The organism is Streptomyces sp. TSRI0107 (assembly GCF_001905845.1).
Taxonomy (GTDB): domain Bacteria; phylum Actinomycetota; class Actinomycetes; order Streptomycetales; family Streptomycetaceae; genus Streptomyces.
The window spans coordinates 111,144-126,724 of record NZ_LIVZ01000011.1; the positions used below are offsets into that span (position 1 = coordinate 111,144).

Sequence of the window (15,581 nt, forward strand, 5' to 3'; positions counted from 1 at the left end):
CGTCCTATCCGACGCGATCGTCCAAGGCCTTTACGCAGGCCATTTTCAAGCGCGCCCGACCTCGGGTGAATGCGGATTCGGCGGCTTTTACGGAGATGTTGTTCATCCGCGCGAATTCAGCGGTCGAAATTCCCGCCGCGCGGGCGAGTATCACTTCCTGTTCGCGGCCGCGAAGCTGGTGGACCTGGGTCAGTAACCACCGGCCGAAATCCTCGTCGCAGACGTCTTCCTCGGTCGTGCCGGGATCGTCCAGAAAGGCCGTACGTTGCAGCAGACGCCTGCGTCGCTCCATGTCACGGTAGAAGTCGATGCAGAGGCGGAGGGCCACGGAGGTCAGGAAGGGGCCCAGGCGATTACGGTCCAGGGCGGTGTGCGCCGCGGCCCGGGCCATCGTTTCCTGAACGCAGTCCTCGGCGTCCTGATAACTCGGAAGTCTGCGTCGAACCAGCCGCATGAGGCGGTCCTGATGCTGGAAGATGTCTTCCCAGGAGCAAGCTGCGGGCGATTGGCAGGTGGAATGTAGCACCATGGGAATTGCAGCCCGTTGTCTCTCGATCAGGCAGGGGGAATGGCAGCCGGATTCCATTTTCTCTCGGCCGTATGGTTTTCCTACCCGAGGCTCCGGGGCGGCAAACCGGAACGGTGCGTTTCCGAATCAGCAGGAATGATTTTTCATTTGCTTTGCCGCCCTTCGGGCTCCACCGTGCGCGGAGCCGGCCGCCGGGTCCAGTCCCGGTTCCAGTTGACCCACATGTCCCGCACCGTCTGCTGCACGAGCGACGTGCCGCGCCGCAGGTCCGTGGCGCCGGCCTCGACCGCCTCCCGGCCGATCATCCGGGCCCCGCCGGTGAAGTAGGCGCCCCGCACGTGCCGTGGGGAGCGGAACTTGCCCCACAGCAGGATCCGCATCAGCGGCCAGAGCGTGAACACGCCCGCCGGGCAGCGGTCCTCGGGGTCGAGGGTGCCCCACACGTCCGGGCACAGCTCGCTCTCGCGGAGCAGCTCGAAGATCCGCGCGACGGTCTCATCCTTCGTCAACTGACCGTCGCGGTAGGCGAGTACGGCGTCCCGCGACTGGTTGAAGAGCCGCTCGACCCACGGGTTGTCGATCCCCTGCAGGCCCCGGTAGGGAGGCTGCTCCAAGGCGTCGAACACCGCCCGGTCATGCGTCTTCTCGAACTTCACCGCGACCTGGTTCTGCGCGTTCGTCCCGTACAGCGTGGTGATGGTCCACACCCGGTTCCAGGCGTTCCACAGCTCGAAGTCGTCGAAGGAGATGTAGCTGCACGACACCAGGTCGTCGTAGAACCGGAACATCCGCTTGATCCACGTCTCCAGGTACGTGAACCGCTCGGTGGCGAAGTCGTCCTGCCGCACCGCGTCGATCAGCCGGTGGCCGAGCGCGTTGAGCGACATGACGGTCACCGCGAGGCCGCTGGAGAACAGCGGATCGATGAAGTCGCTGGCGTGCGGCAGCAGGCACCACCGGTCGCCGACCACCGTCTGCGAGGAGAACTGGGTCCGGTCGGTGGAGACGTACGGCCGTACCGACCGCGCGTGCTCGAACTGCCGGGCCACACTGGGGAATCGCCGGACGTGGCTCCAGAACTCCTCCTCCGCGGACATCCCGTCGGGCCGCGGGTACCGCTCCAGGTCCAGGTTGACGCCGACACTGCACAGCTCGCTGGTGCCGTTCGCGTGGTTGTCGAAGGGGATGACCCAGAACCAGCCGCCCTCGAAGAGGTGGTGCAGCGTGCCCTGGCTGAACGGGCTCGGCATCTTGTGTTCCTCGCGCGGGGGCGCGACGGTGTCGAAGGGGCGCACGTTCACCATGTGCGTGAAGATCGTGCGCGACCGAGTGCGGTACGGCGGCTCCTGCCGCAGCCCCAGCCGCTCGGGCAGGAGCGCCCGCATCCCGCCGGCGTCCACCACGTACGACGCCTGGAAGGTGCCCTTCTCCCGGGTGACGACGGTCGCCCCGTCCTCCTCGAACTTCACGTCGTCGACGAGGGTGTGGGTGTACGCGGTCGCGCCGTAGGAGACGGCCACGTGGAACATGTACGCGTCCACGTCCTGCCGGAAGTAGTGCGAGTCGGGACCGAGCGGCGGCCCCCACGTCGGGTACTGGGTGCACTCCTTCGCCCGGGTCGGCTCGCCCTCCCGATGGTAGACGAAGCCGAAGTTCCGCTTCACCCCGCAGTTCGACGACACATGGCGGCGCAGCGCCCCGTTGGTCGCCAGGTGCTCGATCTCCGGGACGTCGTAGCGGCGGGCCAGTACCCGCAGGCCGAACGTGGTCTCCGGAACGGTGGACTCCCCGATGGCGAACCGGGGATGACCGCTGCCCTCCAGCAGCAGCACCCGCACGCCGTGGCGCGCGAGGATCGCCCCGAGCATGGTCCCGCCGATGCCGCCCCCGATGATGGCGACGTCGAACACACGCTGGTCGTCCTGCCTGTCGTCGGTCATGCCGGCGGTCGTGTCTACGGTCATGTCTACGGTCCTTTCGCGACGGAGGAGCGAGTGGCCGAGCCGGAGTTCAGCCCGCGACGGCCGAGGAGTCCGGCAGGACCCGGCGCAGCCCGCAGACGGCCACCCGGGCGGAGAACGAGACGGCGAACCAGGGGGTCGGCGCCAGTGCGGCCAGCCGGCCCCGCTCGCCGGGCAGCCGGCGGAAGCCGCGCCCGGTGACATCCAGCCAGGCACCGAAGTGCAGCAGCCGCGCCTCGGCACCGGCGTCCCGGGCCGGGAAGGGCCGCATGTGCTCGCGCACCGCGCGGGTCAGCGCCGCACGCCGCGCCTCGGCCACCCCGTGCCCGGCGAGGAACCGGTCCAGCGAGGCCGCCGAACGGCACGGGAACCCGCCCCGCACCCGGGGCGCGCCGTCGGTCAGCCCGGTGTCGTGGAACGCCGCGGCGGCCAGCAGCCCGGCCCGGTCGTAGCCGGTCCCGCGGGCCCGGGCCCACGCGTCGGCCAGCAGGAACGTCCGCAGCGAGTGCAGCGCGCCGCGCGGCGGCACCAGCCGGGGCAGCTCCCGCAGCGTCGCGTCCGCCAGCGGGTCCCCCCACAGCTCCGCCAGGCCCGGCTCGGCCATCAGCGGACGCCAGGCGTCCGGCAGCGGCCCGGCCGGATCGTCGCACCGGTCGCCCTGACCGGGCCCGGACCCATCCGCGTCGGGCAGCCACGTGGACATACCCCACCCCCTCGCATATGCGGCGTGCTGGTTGCGCCTGTCTCATCTCTCTTTACGCTCCGGATTCCGCTTCCCCTCCCGTGTCCCGCGGCCGGTTCGCACCTTGGCCGGTCTTCGTCTACGAACAGGTCGCAAACTCGCCCTGCAACCAGGGGAATTCACCTAGGCGGACCACAGAAGAGGGAGTATTACCGGCCGTTGGCGGCCACCGGGCCGCCGATACGCGACCGACTCCGCTTTCCCGCACGCGCGTTGTCGCGAAGGCACGGAGCACGTGCGGCACGCCACCCGTCCCGCGCACATCCGAGTGCCCCGAGAGGCTTCGATCGGGGGAGTGCCCCGGCGCCAGGGAGGCTGGCAGCCTCGGGACAGCGCCACACGCGCTCCCCGACCCCGCACCATCGAGGCACGAAGTCATGCTCACTGTCCTGAACGTCCACGAACGCCCGCTCCCCGCCCCGCCCGAGGCCGTCGGCGCGCTGATCGACTCCCTCGGCGGCGAGAAGGACCGGCTGTGGCCGCCGGAGTGGCCGCCCGTGCGGTTCGAAGGGCCGCTCGCCGTCGGTGTCTCCGGCGGACACGGCCCCGTGCGGTACGTGGTGAGCCACTACGTTCCGGGGCAGTGGGTGCGCTTCCGCTTCACGGGTCCGAAGGGCTTCGAAGGCTTCCACGAGTTCAGCGTCGAACGCCTCGACGACCACCGCACCGTGCTGCGCAACACCCTCGTGCTGCGCCCGCGCGGAGTGCGCTGGCTGGGCTGGCTGCTGTTCTTCCGCCCGCTGCACGACGCCGCGTTCCGAGGAAGCCTCGACCGCGCCGAGCACGCCCTGACCGGGCGGGTGGCGCGTCCCGTGCGCTGGGGGCCGTACGTACGACTGCTGCGCACCGCGAGCGCCCGGCTGGTACCCCGGCCGGCCGTCTGAAAGGAGAACCGCCATGAGCATGTTCCCCAACCCCGAGCTGCCCAAGATCCCCGGCCTGAACTCCGAGAACGTCTTCACGGACATCGCCGCGACGCCCGACCGGCTGTCCGCCCTGGGCCAGGCCGGCACCGCCGGGATCATCGCCGCGGTCGACGTGCAGGCCGGACTGGACGACTGGGACCTGCCGCTGCTGCCGGAGCATCCGCGTCCGGTAGTGCTCGTGCACGGCACCTTCGGCAACCGCGGCTACACCTGGACCCAGGCCGCCCCGCTGCTGCGGCAGCACGGCTACCGGATCTTCCGCCCCGACTACGGACAGCACCTCAACCCCGTGCTGTTCGGACTCGGCGACATCAGGCAGTCCGCCCAGCAGCTCAGCGAGTTCGTCGACGAGGTGCTGCGGCGCACCGGCGCCGCACAGGTGGACATGGTCGGCTTCTCGCAGGGCGGGATGATGCCCCGCTACTACATCCAGGCCCTGGGCGGCGCCCCGAAGGTGCACCACCTCGTCGGCATCGCGCCCGGCACCCGCGGCGTCACCGCGCAGGGCCTGATGCGGCTGGCCCGCCAGATCCCCGGCGCCAGGGAACTGGTCGAGCAGGGCCCCGTCCACCTGACCGTGCCGGCCTGGCCGCAGCTCCAGTCCGACAGCGAGTTCATCCGCGAACTCGGCGAACTCGGCGAGACCAGCGAAAGCGTCCGCTACACCGTCATCGCCACCCGGTACGACGACGTCGTCACCCCGTACGAGTCGTGCGCCCTGAAGGAGACACCGGGGCACTACGTGCGGAACCTGGTCCTCCAGGACTTCGACCCCGAGGACCGCACCCCGCACGCGAGCATGCCGTACAACCCCACCGTGCTGAACCTGATGCTGACGGCACTGGCGGACTGAACCCCTAGGGGGTGTCTCGTCGATCAGGCCGGATCAGGGAGCGGCGTCTGGTGCCGTGCATCGCAAGGCGGAGGAGGGAGCCGATGCGATGGGGGTCCCCCCTGCTCGAGCGGAGCCGAGAGCTTGGGGGAATCGGGGACCGACGACAACGCGGCGAGGCGCGGTGCCAGACGCCGCGAGCCCGGCATGATCGGCGAGACACCCTCTAGGGCCCGCTACCGGCTGCCGTCCAGCAGCACGCGCGCGACCAGTGCCGGGTCGTCGTTCATCGGGACGTGTCCGCAGCCGGGCAGGCGGACCAGCCGGGCCCGCGGGATGACGGTCTTGGCGCGGACGCCCTGCCGGGGCACGAGCAGCCGGTCCCGGCTGCCCCAGGCGACGGTGACCGGCAGCCCCGGCACGTCCTCGCTGAACCGCACGCCCCGGCCCGAGCGCAGCGTCTCGGAGAACCCCTCGGCGTGCGCGAGCGCCCGGGTCTCGGCGATCACGGCCTCCGGCGCGCGCCGGGCCGGGCGGGCGTAGATGGTGCTCGTCAGCAGCGTCCGGCCGACCGCCGACGGCGCCAGCCGCTCCACCACCGACGAGGGGGTGCGGCGGGCGATCTCCCGCATCGTCAGCAGCACCCCGAACGCGTAGCGCCGCTCGGCCTCGGACCAGAACCCCGCCGGGGACAGCGCCGTGACCGAGCGGACCCGGCCCGCGCGGCCGAGTTCCAGCGCCAGCAGCCCGCCCAGCGAGTTGCCCGCCACATGGGGCCGTTCGACGCCCAGCGCCTCGCACAGCGCGGTGAGCACGGTGGTCATCGTCGGCAGGTCGTGCGGCAGCCCGTCCGGGAGCGCCGGCGACTCGCCGAACCCGGGCAGGTCCACGGCGATCACGTCACGCTCCTTGGCCAGCACGGGTATCACCGGGTCCCAGGCCTGCCGGTGGTGGCCTATGCCGTGCAGCAGGAGCAACGGTTCGCCGTCGCCCTCGCGCGCGTAGGAGACGGTCAACTGCCGCGGCCCGGTGGGGGTGGGGACCGTGAAGGAGACGGAGGCGGACATGCTGCTCCTCGTGGTTGCGCCGGGGACTTTGCGTAGACACCCTGTCAGCAATTGCTACCGACGGGTAGCCCCCGAATGCGCCCGATCGCGCGCCCCCGCGCGAACGGCGCGCGTCGCACCGGATTTCGCCTGGACACCACCGCGCGCGTCGGCTGGGATGGGCCCGTGACCACCGACACCGCCACGGACGTCTTCGAAGAGCACCGCCCGCTCCTCCTGGGAGTCGCCTACCGCATGCTCGGCCGCGTGGCCGACGCCGAGGACGTGGTCCAGGACGCCTGGCTGCGCTGGGCCGGCGCCGACCGGAGCGGGGTGCGCGAAGCCCGCGCCTACCTGGTGCGCATCACCACCCGCCTCGCCATCGACCGCCTCCGCCAGATCAAGGCACGCGGGGAGACCTACGTCGGCCCCTGGCTGCCCGAGCCGTACGTCACCGCCCACGAGGAAGCGGTTCCGGACACCGCCGAACGAGCCGTGCTCGCCGACTCCGTCTCCCTCGCCGTCCTCGTCGTCCTGGAGTCGCTGTCGCCGCTGGAACGCGCGGTCTTCGTGCTCCGCGAGGCCTTCGGCTACCCCTACGCCGAGATCGCCGCCCTGCTCGACCGCGGGGAACCGGCCGTACGGCAGATGGCCGGCCGGGCCCGCAAGCACGTCGACGAACGCCGGCCGCGCTATGACGTCGACCCCGCCCAGCGCCGCGACCTCACCGAACGGTTCCTCAACGCCGCCGCGGAGGGCGACCTGGAGGGCCTGATGGCGCTGCTCGCCCCCGACGTCCGGCTCGTCGGCGACAGCGGCGGCAAGTCCCGGGCGCCCCTGCGGGAGCTGGAGACCGCCGACAAGGTGGGCCGCTTCCTCATCGGCGCGGCGGCGCAGACCGGCTCCGTGTCCTTCCGCTTCCTGGAGGTCAACGGCGGCCCCGCGGTCCTCGTGACGGACGACGGCCGACCGGACTCCGTCCTCCAGCTCGACGTCCTCGACGGACGCGTCCAGGCCGTCTACATCATCCGTAACCCGGACAAGCTGCGGTCGGTGGCCGCCGGCTGACCGCTCCCGCACCACCGCCGAAGCCCCCGTCCCGCGACGGGGGCTTTGCCGTCATGTCACGGACACGCGCCCGTACGAACGCTTCATGAACGCTCCACCGCGGCGCTCCCGCGCGCCGTGCCGGGGATCGAGGATTGGTCTTGACCAAGGGTGAGGGCCGCCCTATGGTCGCAGACAAGTGCAACAACCTTTAATAAACAAGGGCGCTAAAACGCCGCGGGATCACCGGCGATTGCGGAGGACAGGGTGGGGACCACGCAGCTGGAATCGGTGCCGGAACCTAAGTACTGGCATCTCAGGACCGTGCTCACCGAGGCACTGGACTCGGAGTTCTCCGTCGGCGAGATCCTGCCCAACGAGCGCGAGCTCGCCGCCCGCTTCGGCGTCGCCCGCGCGACCCTGCGCCAGGCCCTGGAGCAGCTCGAACTGGAGGGCAGGCTCCAGCGCCGCCGCGGCGTCGGCACGACCGTGGCGCCGCCCCGCGTGGGAGTGGCCGTCGGCACCGAGCGGCACTCCTGGCCCGGCGCGGGCGACGACGCCTGGCAGGCCGCCGACTGCACTGCCGCCGCCCCGCCGGCCGCCGTCGCCGCCGCTCTCGAGACCGGCCGTGACGAACCCGTGCACACCGTCCGCCGCACCCGGATGACCCACGGGCAGCCGGTCGCCGCGGAACTGCTCTACATCCCCGCGTCCTCGGTGCCCGACCTGACCGCCATCGACGCCCCTTCCGGAGCGGCACGCGCGCGTGCGGTGCTGCGCGAGCTGCAGCGGCTGGAACTGGAGGGGCGGGACAGCGCGGTCGAGCTGGGCTCGGCCCGCGCGGACGACGCCAAGGAACTGGACCGGCTGCCGGGCGCGCCCGTCCTCGTCGTCACCACCCGCTTCTTCGCCGAGGGCCGCACCGCCGCGCTCTCCGTCGCCACCTACCGCGCGGACACCTGCCGGCTGACCTTCGGGGACTTCGGCGCCGTCGAGATCCACGAGGACCCGGAGCGCCGCGCCTCCTGAGCCCGCCGCACCATCCCGCGGCGCCTGGGCGCGGTCAGCGAAGGCACGGCACACGACGGCACGGCACACGACGGCACGGTCGCCGACGGCAGGTCGCCGTCAGCGCCGTGCCGTCACCGTCCCCTCGACCGCGAAGAGCTGCTCCTCCACATGGTCGAGGGCGAGCCGCAGCGCGCCCGTCGCCACGGCGGCCTCCCCGAGCAGGGAGAGAGCCACCCTCGGCGGGCGCAGGCAGTAGCGCGCCAGTTCCCGGCGCAGCGGCTCCAGCACCCCGTCCAGGCCCGCCGCCCAGCCGCCGATCACCACCAGCTCGGGATCGAGCGCCAGCACCAGCGCCGCCACGTCGTGCACCAGCCGCTGGATGAACCGGTCGACGGCCGCGCGGGCCCGCCGGTCGCCCTCGCGGGCCCGCGCGAACACCTCGGCGACCTGCCGCTCGTCCAGCGGGTGCAGCGGCTCGTCCGTGGTGGACAGCAGCGTCTCCGGCTTCGCCTCCCGGCCCAGCAGATGCAGCGCGCCGATCTCCCCGGCCGCCCCGCCGTACCCCCGGTGCAGCCGCCCGCCGATCAGCGCGCCGGCCCCCGGACTCAGCCCGGCCAGCACGAACACCACGTCGTCGGACTCGGTCGCCGAGCCCTTCCAGTGCTCGGCGACGACCGCCGCGTTCGCGTCGTTCTCCACCAGCACCGGGCACTTGAAGGACCGGCCGAGCCGCTCGCCCAGCCGCAGCCCCGTCCACCCGGGCAGCGCCGTGCCCAGCCGTACCGTGCCGTCCGCCTCGACGATGCCCGGCGTGGCCACCCCCACCGCGCGCAGCGAGCCCCTGGCGACCCCGGCCCGGCGCAGCAGCTCGGCGACCGCCGTGCGCAGCCGCTCCAGGCGCTCGTCCGCCGGCGCGGTCTCGGAGACGTCCTTGGCCTGTGCGCCCAGCACCCGGCCGTCCAGGTCGGCGAGGAGCGCGGCGACCCGGTGCGGACCGATCTCCAGGCCCAGCAGATGACCGGCCTCCGCGCGGAACCGGAACCGCCGCGCGGGCCGCCCCTGACGCCGGGCGGCGCCCTCCTCGGCGGCCTTCTCGACGACCAGCCCGGCCTCTATGAGCCCTTCCACGACGCCCTCGACCGTGGGCCGGGACAGTCCGGTGACCCGGGTGATCTCGGTCAGCGTCGCGCAGTCCGTGGCACGCAGCGCGTGCAGCACCACCGCGGAATTGATCCTTCGCAGCAGCGAGGGATCCCCGCCGGTCAGCCCCGCCAACGTCCCGTCCTCCCAGCTCGTGCGCGTGTTGGCCGGATCGTACTCGGCGCCGTCGACCCCGGCGAGCGCGCCCGCCCCCGACGGCCGCCCCCGGCTTCCGGTCAGCCGGGTGAGACGAACCCCGACTCGTACGCCGCGATCACCGCCTGGGTGCGGTCCCGCGCGCCCAGCTTCGCCAGCACCGCGCTGACGTGTGACTTCACCGTCTCCGTGCCGACCACCAGCTGTCCGGCGATCTCCGCGTTCGACAGCCCCCGCGCCATCAGCCGCAGCACGTCCGCCTCCCGCTCGGTCAGCTGCGCCCGGTCCATCACCGTCCGTGCCGCCGGGTTCCCGCCGCCGTCGCCGCCGTACTCGGCGGCCAACTGCCGCACCGACGCCGGGAACAGCAGCGACTCGCCCTCGGCGACCAGCCGCACCGCGTGCACGATCTCCGCCGGCCGGGCCCGCTTCAGCAGGAACCCGTCGGCGCCCGCCCGCAGCGCCTCGTAGACGTACTCGTCGTTCTCGAACGTCGTCACCACCAGGATCTTCGGCGGGTCCGGCACGGTCCGCAGCACCGCGCGGGTGGCCTCGATCCCGTCCAGCAGCGGCATCCGCACGTCCATGGCGACCACGTCCGGCCGCAGTCGCCGCACCAGCGGGATCACCGCGGCCCCGTCGGCGGCCTCCCCGACCACCTCCAGGTCGGGCTGCGCCTCCAGCACCGCGCGCAGCCCCGCGCGGACAAGGGGTTCGTCGTCGACGAGGAGAACGGTGATCGGCGGCACCCGCCCAGCGTAGATCAGCCGAGCGGCAGTTCGACGCGCACCTGCCAGTCGCCGTCGTCGGGGCCCGTGTGCACCCGGCCGCCGAGCAGCGCGGCCCGCTCCCGGATGCCGCGCAGCCCGCTGCCCCGGCCGGGCCCGGGTCTCGACGCCGGCAGCGGATTGCGGACCTCCAGGTCGAGCCGGCCGTCCGCGACCGCGACCCGGACTCGTGCCGCGGCCCCGTCCCCGTGCCGCAGCACATTGGTCAGCGCCTCCTGGAGCATGCGGTAGCCCTCCCGCGAGACCGGGCCGGGCACCGTCGCCAGCGGCCCCGCGAACTCGGCGTCGACCTTCGTCCCGGAGGCGCGCGCGGACGCCAGCAGCCGGTCCGCCTCCGTGAGCGTCGGACGCGCGCTCACCGGACGCTCCGCCTCGCGCAGGACGCCCAGCACCCGGTCCAGGTCCTCCAGCGCGGCCCGCCCGGTGTCCTCGATCGCGGCGAGCGCCCGGTCCGTGAACGCCGGATCGCCCGCCGCCCGCGCGGCACCCGCCTGCACCACCGCCACCGTCAGCGCGTGCCCGATCGTGTCGTGCAACTCCCGCGCGATCCGGTTGCGTTCCAGCAGCCGCTCGGTGCGCTCCTCCAGCGCGGCCAGCCGCTCCGCCGCCGACGGCCCGAGGAGCCCGCGCGCGAGCACGGTGATCAGCTCGCCGAGTGCCACCACCACCGCGGCCATGACGATCAGGGGGAGGGGCGCCAGGAGGGCGTAACCCCAGTGGGGTTCGTCGATCTGCAGGATCGGGGTGTCGTGCTGCTCCCGGCCGAGCGACGCCTCGATCAGGTCGATGGCGCAGACCGGCATCCAGACGGTCGTGAACGCGGTCGCCGACCCCAGGACGAGCCGGGCCTGCAGCCACAGGACCGTGCGCCACCGGTCGCCCCAAGTCGCCGACGGCGCGGTGGAGATGCCCGAGTCCGACGCGTCCTGCAGCAGCATGAACCGCGCCTGAAGCCCCTCGCCGCGCCGCACGGCGGGGATCATCGCGACCGGTACCAGCGCCAGGGCGGGGATCCACCACCGCTCCATGTCGACGAAGAACCACACGGCGACCAGCAGCATCGGAACCCACAGATGCAGCAGGCGCGTGTACGTCGTCCCGCGCAGGAGCGGGCGCAGCAAGCGGATCATCGCCTCATCGTGCCAGCCGCCACCGACAACCGGCCTCCCCCGGGCGGGGGAGACGGCCTCCACGCACAGGGGAGGCGCACCCGCCGGGACGACGGCCAGTCTGGGGCCATGACCAGCATCGACGTCCGAGACCTCACCAAGGAGTACGGCGGCAGGCGCGCCGTCGACCACCTCACCTTCACCGTCGAGCCCGGCCGGGTCACCGGCTTCCTCGGCCCCAACGGCGCCGGGAAGTCCACCACCATGCGGCTCGTGCTCGGCCTCGACCGGCCGGACTCGGGCACCGCGACCGTCGGCGGCCGCGCCTACGCCACCCTGCGCGAGCCGCTGCGCGAGGTCGGCGCCCTGCTCGACGCCCAGGCCGCGCACGGCTCCCGCACCGGGCGCGACCATCTGCGCACCCTCGCCGCGAGCAACCGCGTCCCGGTGTCGCGGGTGGACGCGGTGCTGGCGGAGACGGGCCTGGCCGGCGCAGCGCGCCGCCGGGTGAGGACGTACTCCCTCGGAATGCGCCAGCGCCTCGGCATCGCGGCGGCCCTGCTCGGCGACCCGCCCGTGATCATGCTGGACGAGCCGTCCAACGGCCTGGACCCGGAGGGCATCGTCTGGATCCGCCGGCTGCTGCGCCGGCTCGCCGACGAGGGCCGCACGGTCCTGGTCTCCAGCCATCTGATGAACGAGACCGCGTCCTTCGCCGACCACCTGGTCGTCCTCGGCCGGGGACGGCTCCTCACCGACATGCCGATGCGCGACTTCATCGACGCGCGCGTGCGGCCCCGTGTCCGCGTGCGCACCACCGACGACACCGCGCTGCGGGACCTGCTCGCCCGCCACGGCTACGAGGCCGCCCCGGGCGAGTCGGGCGGCTGGATCGTGGACCACGCGCGCGTGGAGGACATCGGCCGCCTCGCCTCCGAGGCGCGGCTGCCCGTCCTCGAACTCGCCGCCCAGGAGGGCACCTTGGAGCAGGCCTACTTCGACCTGACCGCCGCCGAGACCGAGTTCACCGCCCAGCCCCAGGAGGCCTGACCGTGGCGTTCACCCCCGTCCTGCACGCCGAGTGGCTGAAGATCCGCACCCTGCGCTCCCTGTACGGCGCACTGGCCGCCCTCTTCGCCGTGACGACCGCGTTCTCCGCGATCGCCGCCACCGGCAGCACCACGGACCCCGGATTCGACCCGCTGTTCACGGCGTTCCTCGGCACCGCGCCCGGCCAGATCGCGGCCATCGCGTTCGGCGCCCTTGCCGTCTCCTCCGAGTTCCAGGGCGGCGGACTGCGCCTCGCGTTCACCGCGGTGCCACGGCGCGGACGCTGGTTCGCGGCCAAGCTGACCGCCGTCGCCGTACCGGTGTTCCTCGTCGGACTCGTGACCGGCGCCGCCTCGCTCGCCGTCGCCCGCGCGGGCATGGGCGACGCGGCGGCCGGGCTCACCGCGGGCCTCCAGGCGCGCGGCGTCGTCGGCTGCGGCGTCTACCTCGCGCTGATGGCCCTGTTCGCGGCCGGACTCACGGCCCTGCTGCGCAGCGCCGTCGGCGCGCTCAGCATCCTCGTCCCCTTCCTGCTGGTGGTGTCGTTCGTCATCGGGACCTCCACCGGCGGTCTGCCCGAGTACCTGCCGGACCGCGCCGGCCAAGTCGTCCTCCACGCCGACCCGGACGGCTCCCTCGGCCCGTGGACCGGGCTCGCCGTGACGGCGCTGTGGACGGCGGCCGTCGTGGCGGCGGGTGCGTGGAGCGTGCGGCGCAGGGACGCCTGACGCCACGCCAATTGTCAGTGGGGGCGGGTTTACTGGGCGGCATGAACATCGCACGGTGCCTGGAGACGATCGACCGGCTGTGCCTGCGCCCCTTCCCCGCGGAGCACGGCTGGTCGGACGCGGGCCGGGCGGGCCCGGGCTACTTCATGGCGGAACTGCTCGCGGGGGAGGGGGAGCCGGCGGCACGGGAGCAGGCGGCCGAGGACGTGGACGCGCACAAGGAGGCCGTGGCCCAGGTGCTGCACCGGCGGTGGGGACCGGTGCGGCCATGGGGCACGCTGACGTTACGGGTGCGCGGCCTGCGCGGCGAGGAGATACCCGAGCCGTGGGGCAGCCTCAGTCACCTGGTGGACGAGGCGTACGTCTGGGAGGCGGACGGGACCGGCCGCTGGGTCGCCCTCGGCGTGGCCGACCGGGACCCGTCCGACGCGATACGGCTGCTGGCGGTGGTCACCGAGACGGACCCGCCCTGACCCGGAACCGGTCAGCCCTCGGCGGCGGCCGCCCGCAGCCGGGCGAACTCCTCCGCCATCGTCTGCGCGGTCCAGTGCGCGTTCAGCCCGCTCGGATTGGGCAGCACCCACACACGCGTGTCCCCGATGGTCCGCTCCTGCGGCCCCACCTGGGCCTTCCGGTCGTCGAACGCGGCCCGGTAGGCGGTCACGCCGACCACCGCGAGCCACCGCGGCCGCAGCCGCGCGACCTTGACCGCCAGCTGCCGCCCGCCCTCGCGGTACTCGTCCGCGCTCAGCTCGTCCGCCCGGGCCGTCGCCCGCGCCACCACGTTGGTGATGCCGAGCCCGTACGACAGCAGCTCCGGCTGCTCGGCCGGTTTCAGCAGCCGGGGCGTGAAACCGGACAGGTGCAGCACCGGCCAGAACCGGTTGCCGGGGCGGGCGAAGTGGTGGCCGGTCGCGGCGGTCATCAGGCCGGGGTTGATTCCGCAGAACAGCACGTGGAGGCCGTCCGCGACGACGTCCGGTACCAGACGGTCGCGGGCGGCCTCCAGTTCCGCCGGGGTGAAGCGGGTCATCCTGTGACGGGCGTCAGAGGATGGCCCCGGGCGTGTAGCCCGCGGCCTCCGGGCGCTGCTTCACGATCTCCTCGATCCGGCCGACCACCACACCGACCTGGTCGGCGGCGGCGCCCGTGAAGGACAGCTTGTCGGCCATCAGCGCGTCCAGCTCGGCGCGGCCCAGCGGGATGCGCTCGTCGAGGGCGAGCTTGTCGAGGAGCTCGTTGCGCTCGGCGCCCTGCTCGCGCATCGCGAGCGCGGAGGCGACGGCGTTCTCCTTGATGGCCTCGTGGGCGACCTCACGGCCGACGCCCGCGCGCACCGCGCCCATCAGCACCTTGGTGGTGGCGAGGAACGGCAGGTAGCGGTCCAGCTCCCGGGCGACGACCGCCGGGAAGGCGCCGAACTCGTCCAGCACGGTCAGGAACGTCTCCAGCAGGCCGTCCAGCGCGAAGAACGCGTCCGGCAGCGCGACGCGGCGCACCACCGAGCAGGACACGTCGCCCTCGTTCCACTGGTCGCCGGCCAGCTCGCCGGTCATCGAGGCGTAGCCGCGCAGGATGACCATGAGGCCGTTGACGCGCTCGCAGGAGCGGGTGTTCATCTTGTGCGGCATCGCGGACGAGCCGACCTGGCCCGGCTTGAAGCCCTCGGTGACCAGCTCGTGCCCGGCCATCAGCCGGATCGTCTTGGCGAGCGAGGACGGCGCGGCGGCCAGCTGCACCAGCGCGGTGACGACCTCGTAGTCGAGGGAGCGCGGGTAGACCTGGCCGACCGAGGTGAAGGCCTGCGAGAAGCCCAGGTGGGCGGCGATCCGGCCCTCCAGGTCGGCGAGCTTGGAGGCGTCGCCGCCGAGCAGGTCCAGCATGTCCTGGGCGGTGCCGACCGGGCCCTTGATGCCGCGCAGCGGGTAGCGGCCCAGCAGCTCCTCGACGCGGGCGTGGGCGACCAGCAGCTCGTCGGCGGCGGTCGCGAAACGCTTGCCGAGGGTGGTGGCCTGGGCGGCGACGTTGTGGGAGCGGCCGGCCATGACCAGCTCGCCGTACTCGGCGGACAGCTTGCCGAGGCGGGCCAGCACGGCGACCGTGCGGTCGCGCATCAGCTCCAGCGAGAGCCGGATCTGCAGCTGCTCGACGTTCTCGGTGAGGTCGCGGGAGGTCATGCCCTTGTGCACGTGCTCGTGCCCGGCGAGGTCGTTGAACTCCTCGATCCGTGCCTTCACGTCGTGCCGGGTGACCTTCTCGCGCTCGGCGATGGAGGCCAGGTCGACGGTGTCGAGGACACGCTCGTAGTCGGCGATCGCCTCGTCCGGCACCTCGATGCCGAGGTCCTTCTGGGCCCGCAGCACGGCGAGCCAGAGCTGACGCTCCAGCTTCACCTTCTGCTCGGGCGACCAGAGCGTGGCGAGCTCGGTGGAGGCGTAGCGTCCGGCGAGGACGTTGGGGATGCGGGGCTTGGCGGGCGCAGAAGTCACGTGTCCAGATTCTACTGGCGGTTCGTG

Annotated in this window: 16 protein-coding genes; 7 read left to right on the top strand and 9 right to left on the bottom strand. The window is 72.9% G+C overall.

Features of this window, described 5'->3' with window-relative positions:
* Nucleotides 1–4 precede the first annotated feature (4 nt).
* From AMK31_RS28110 to AMK31_RS28120, 3 genes are all read right to left on the bottom strand, one after another.
* Nucleotides 5–454: an RNA polymerase sigma factor gene (locus tag AMK31_RS28110; RefSeq protein ID WP_241842738.1), complete on the bottom strand. Its 450-nt coding sequence runs from the start codon at nt 452–454 to the stop codon at nt 5–7.
* Between the two features lie 218 nt (nt 455–672).
* On the bottom strand, nt 673–2,493 hold the full coding sequence (locus AMK31_RS28115; RefSeq protein ID WP_241842739.1) for an NAD(P)/FAD-dependent oxidoreductase: 1,821 nt from the start codon (nt 2,491–2,493) through the stop codon (nt 673–675).
* Nucleotides 2,494–2,539: 46 nt separating this feature from the next.
* Nucleotides 2,540–3,193, bottom strand: a complete 654-nt coding sequence (locus AMK31_RS28120) for a hypothetical protein (RefSeq protein ID WP_073943475.1) — start codon at nt 3,191–3,193, stop codon at nt 2,540–2,542.
* Between the two features lie 416 nt (nt 3,194–3,609).
* On the opposite strand from AMK31_RS28120, the gene AMK31_RS28125 reads away from it, so the two are divergent.
* Complete coding sequence (locus AMK31_RS28125; protein WP_073943476.1) at nt 3,610–4,116, top strand: SRPBCC family protein; 507 nt, start codon at nt 3,610–3,612, stop codon at nt 4,114–4,116.
* A 13-nt stretch (nt 4,117–4,129) separates the two neighbouring features.
* A complete protein-coding gene (locus tag AMK31_RS28130) occupies nt 4,130–5,011 on the top strand; it encodes an esterase/lipase family protein (protein ID WP_073943477.1) in 882 nt (293 codons plus the stop codon).
* Between the two features lie 215 nt (nt 5,012–5,226).
* On the opposite strand, the gene AMK31_RS28135 is transcribed toward AMK31_RS28130, so the two are convergent.
* Nucleotides 5,227–6,057 (bottom strand): alpha/beta fold hydrolase, encoded by an 831-nt coding sequence (locus AMK31_RS28135; RefSeq protein WP_073943478.1) that lies wholly within the window; start codon nt 6,055–6,057, stop codon nt 5,227–5,229.
* A gap of 165 nt (nt 6,058–6,222) precedes the next feature.
* Here AMK31_RS28135 and AMK31_RS28140 point away from each other — a divergent pair, with 165 nt between their 5' ends.
* Nucleotides 6,223–7,104, top strand: a complete 882-nt coding sequence (locus tag AMK31_RS28140; RefSeq protein WP_073943479.1) for an RNA polymerase sigma-70 factor — start codon at nt 6,223–6,225, stop codon at nt 7,102–7,104.
* Between the two features lie 246 nt (nt 7,105–7,350).
* Entirely contained in the window at nt 7,351–8,112 is a 762-nt protein-coding gene (locus tag AMK31_RS28145; RefSeq protein ID WP_073943480.1) for a GntR family transcriptional regulator, read from the top strand.
* 99 nt (nt 8,113–8,211) lie between these two features.
* Here the strand turns inward: AMK31_RS28145 and AMK31_RS28150 are convergent, their stop codons facing one another.
* From AMK31_RS28150 to AMK31_RS28160, 3 genes are all read right to left on the bottom strand, one after another.
* Complete coding sequence (locus AMK31_RS28150; RefSeq protein WP_073943481.1) at nt 8,212–9,369, bottom strand: ROK family transcriptional regulator; 1,158 nt, start codon at nt 9,367–9,369, stop codon at nt 8,212–8,214.
* Nucleotides 9,370–9,470: 101 nt separating this feature from the next.
* On the bottom strand, nt 9,471–10,139 hold the full coding sequence (locus AMK31_RS28155; RefSeq protein ID WP_073943482.1) for a response regulator transcription factor: 669 nt from the start codon (nt 10,137–10,139) through the stop codon (nt 9,471–9,473).
* A gap of 14 nt (nt 10,140–10,153) precedes the next feature.
* The gene (locus AMK31_RS28160) at nt 10,154–11,308 is read right to left on the bottom strand and encodes a sensor histidine kinase (protein ID WP_073943483.1); all 1,155 of its coding nucleotides are present in this window, start codon (nt 11,306–11,308) and stop codon (nt 10,154–10,156) included.
* 108 nt (nt 11,309–11,416) lie between these two features.
* Between AMK31_RS28160 and AMK31_RS28165 the strand changes: the two genes are divergently transcribed.
* From AMK31_RS28165 to AMK31_RS28175, 3 genes are read left to right on the top strand one after another with little or no spacing between them, the layout of a single operon-like run.
* Nucleotides 11,417–12,337 carry an ABC transporter ATP-binding protein gene (locus AMK31_RS28165; RefSeq protein ID WP_073943484.1) on the top strand — a complete coding sequence of 307 codons (921 nt, stop codon included), beginning with the start codon at nt 11,417–11,419 and terminating at the stop codon, nt 12,335–12,337.
* A gap of 2 nt (nt 12,338–12,339) precedes the next feature.
* On the top strand, nt 12,340–13,065 hold the full coding sequence (locus tag AMK31_RS28170; protein WP_073943485.1) for an ABC transporter permease: 726 nt from the start codon (nt 12,340–12,342) through the stop codon (nt 13,063–13,065).
* A 41-nt stretch (nt 13,066–13,106) separates the two neighbouring features.
* A complete protein-coding gene (locus AMK31_RS28175) occupies nt 13,107–13,538 on the top strand; it encodes a hypothetical protein (RefSeq protein ID WP_073943486.1) in 432 nt (143 codons plus the stop codon).
* Nucleotides 13,539–13,549: 11 nt separating this feature from the next.
* On the opposite strand, the gene mug is transcribed toward AMK31_RS28175, so the two are convergent.
* Nucleotides 13,550–14,098, bottom strand: a complete 549-nt coding sequence (gene mug / locus AMK31_RS28180) for a G/U mismatch-specific DNA glycosylase (protein WP_073943487.1) — start codon at nt 14,096–14,098, stop codon at nt 13,550–13,552.
* 13 nt (nt 14,099–14,111) lie between these two features.
* Nucleotides 14,112–15,554: an adenylosuccinate lyase gene (gene purB / locus AMK31_RS28185; protein ID WP_073943488.1), complete on the bottom strand. Its 1,443-nt coding sequence runs from the start codon at nt 15,552–15,554 to the stop codon at nt 14,112–14,114.
* Between the last annotated feature and the right edge of the window lie 27 nt (nt 15,555–15,581).

What these genes read in the sequence shown, in the direction of transcription:
- AMK31_RS28110 (WP_241842738.1), bottom strand. Translation starts at nt 454, where the DNA reads ATGCGGCTGGTTCGACGCAGACTTCCGAGTTATCAGGACGCCGAGGAC.
- AMK31_RS28115 (WP_241842739.1), bottom strand. Translation starts at nt 2,493, where the DNA reads ATGACCGTAGACACGACCGCCGGCATGACCGACGACAGGCAGGACGAC.
- AMK31_RS28120 (WP_073943475.1), bottom strand. Translation starts at nt 3,193, where the DNA reads ATGTCCACGTGGCTGCCCGACGCGGATGGGTCCGGGCCCGGTCAGGGC.
- AMK31_RS28125 (WP_073943476.1), top strand. Translation starts at nt 3,610, where the DNA reads ATGCTCACTGTCCTGAACGTCCACGAACGCCCGCTCCCCGCCCCGCCC.
- AMK31_RS28130 (WP_073943477.1), top strand. Translation starts at nt 4,130, where the DNA reads ATGAGCATGTTCCCCAACCCCGAGCTGCCCAAGATCCCCGGCCTGAAC.
- AMK31_RS28135 (WP_073943478.1), bottom strand. Translation starts at nt 6,057, where the DNA reads ATGTCCGCCTCCGTCTCCTTCACGGTCCCCACCCCCACCGGGCCGCGG.
- AMK31_RS28160 (WP_073943483.1), bottom strand. Translation starts at nt 11,308, where the DNA reads ATGATCCGCTTGCTGCGCCCGCTCCTGCGCGGGACGACGTACACGCGC.
- AMK31_RS28165 (WP_073943484.1), top strand. Translation starts at nt 11,417, where the DNA reads ATGACCAGCATCGACGTCCGAGACCTCACCAAGGAGTACGGCGGCAGG.
- AMK31_RS28175 (WP_073943486.1), top strand. Translation starts at nt 13,107, where the DNA reads ATGAACATCGCACGGTGCCTGGAGACGATCGACCGGCTGTGCCTGCGC.
- mug (WP_073943487.1), bottom strand. Translation starts at nt 14,098, where the DNA reads ATGACCCGCTTCACCCCGGCGGAACTGGAGGCCGCCCGCGACCGTCTG.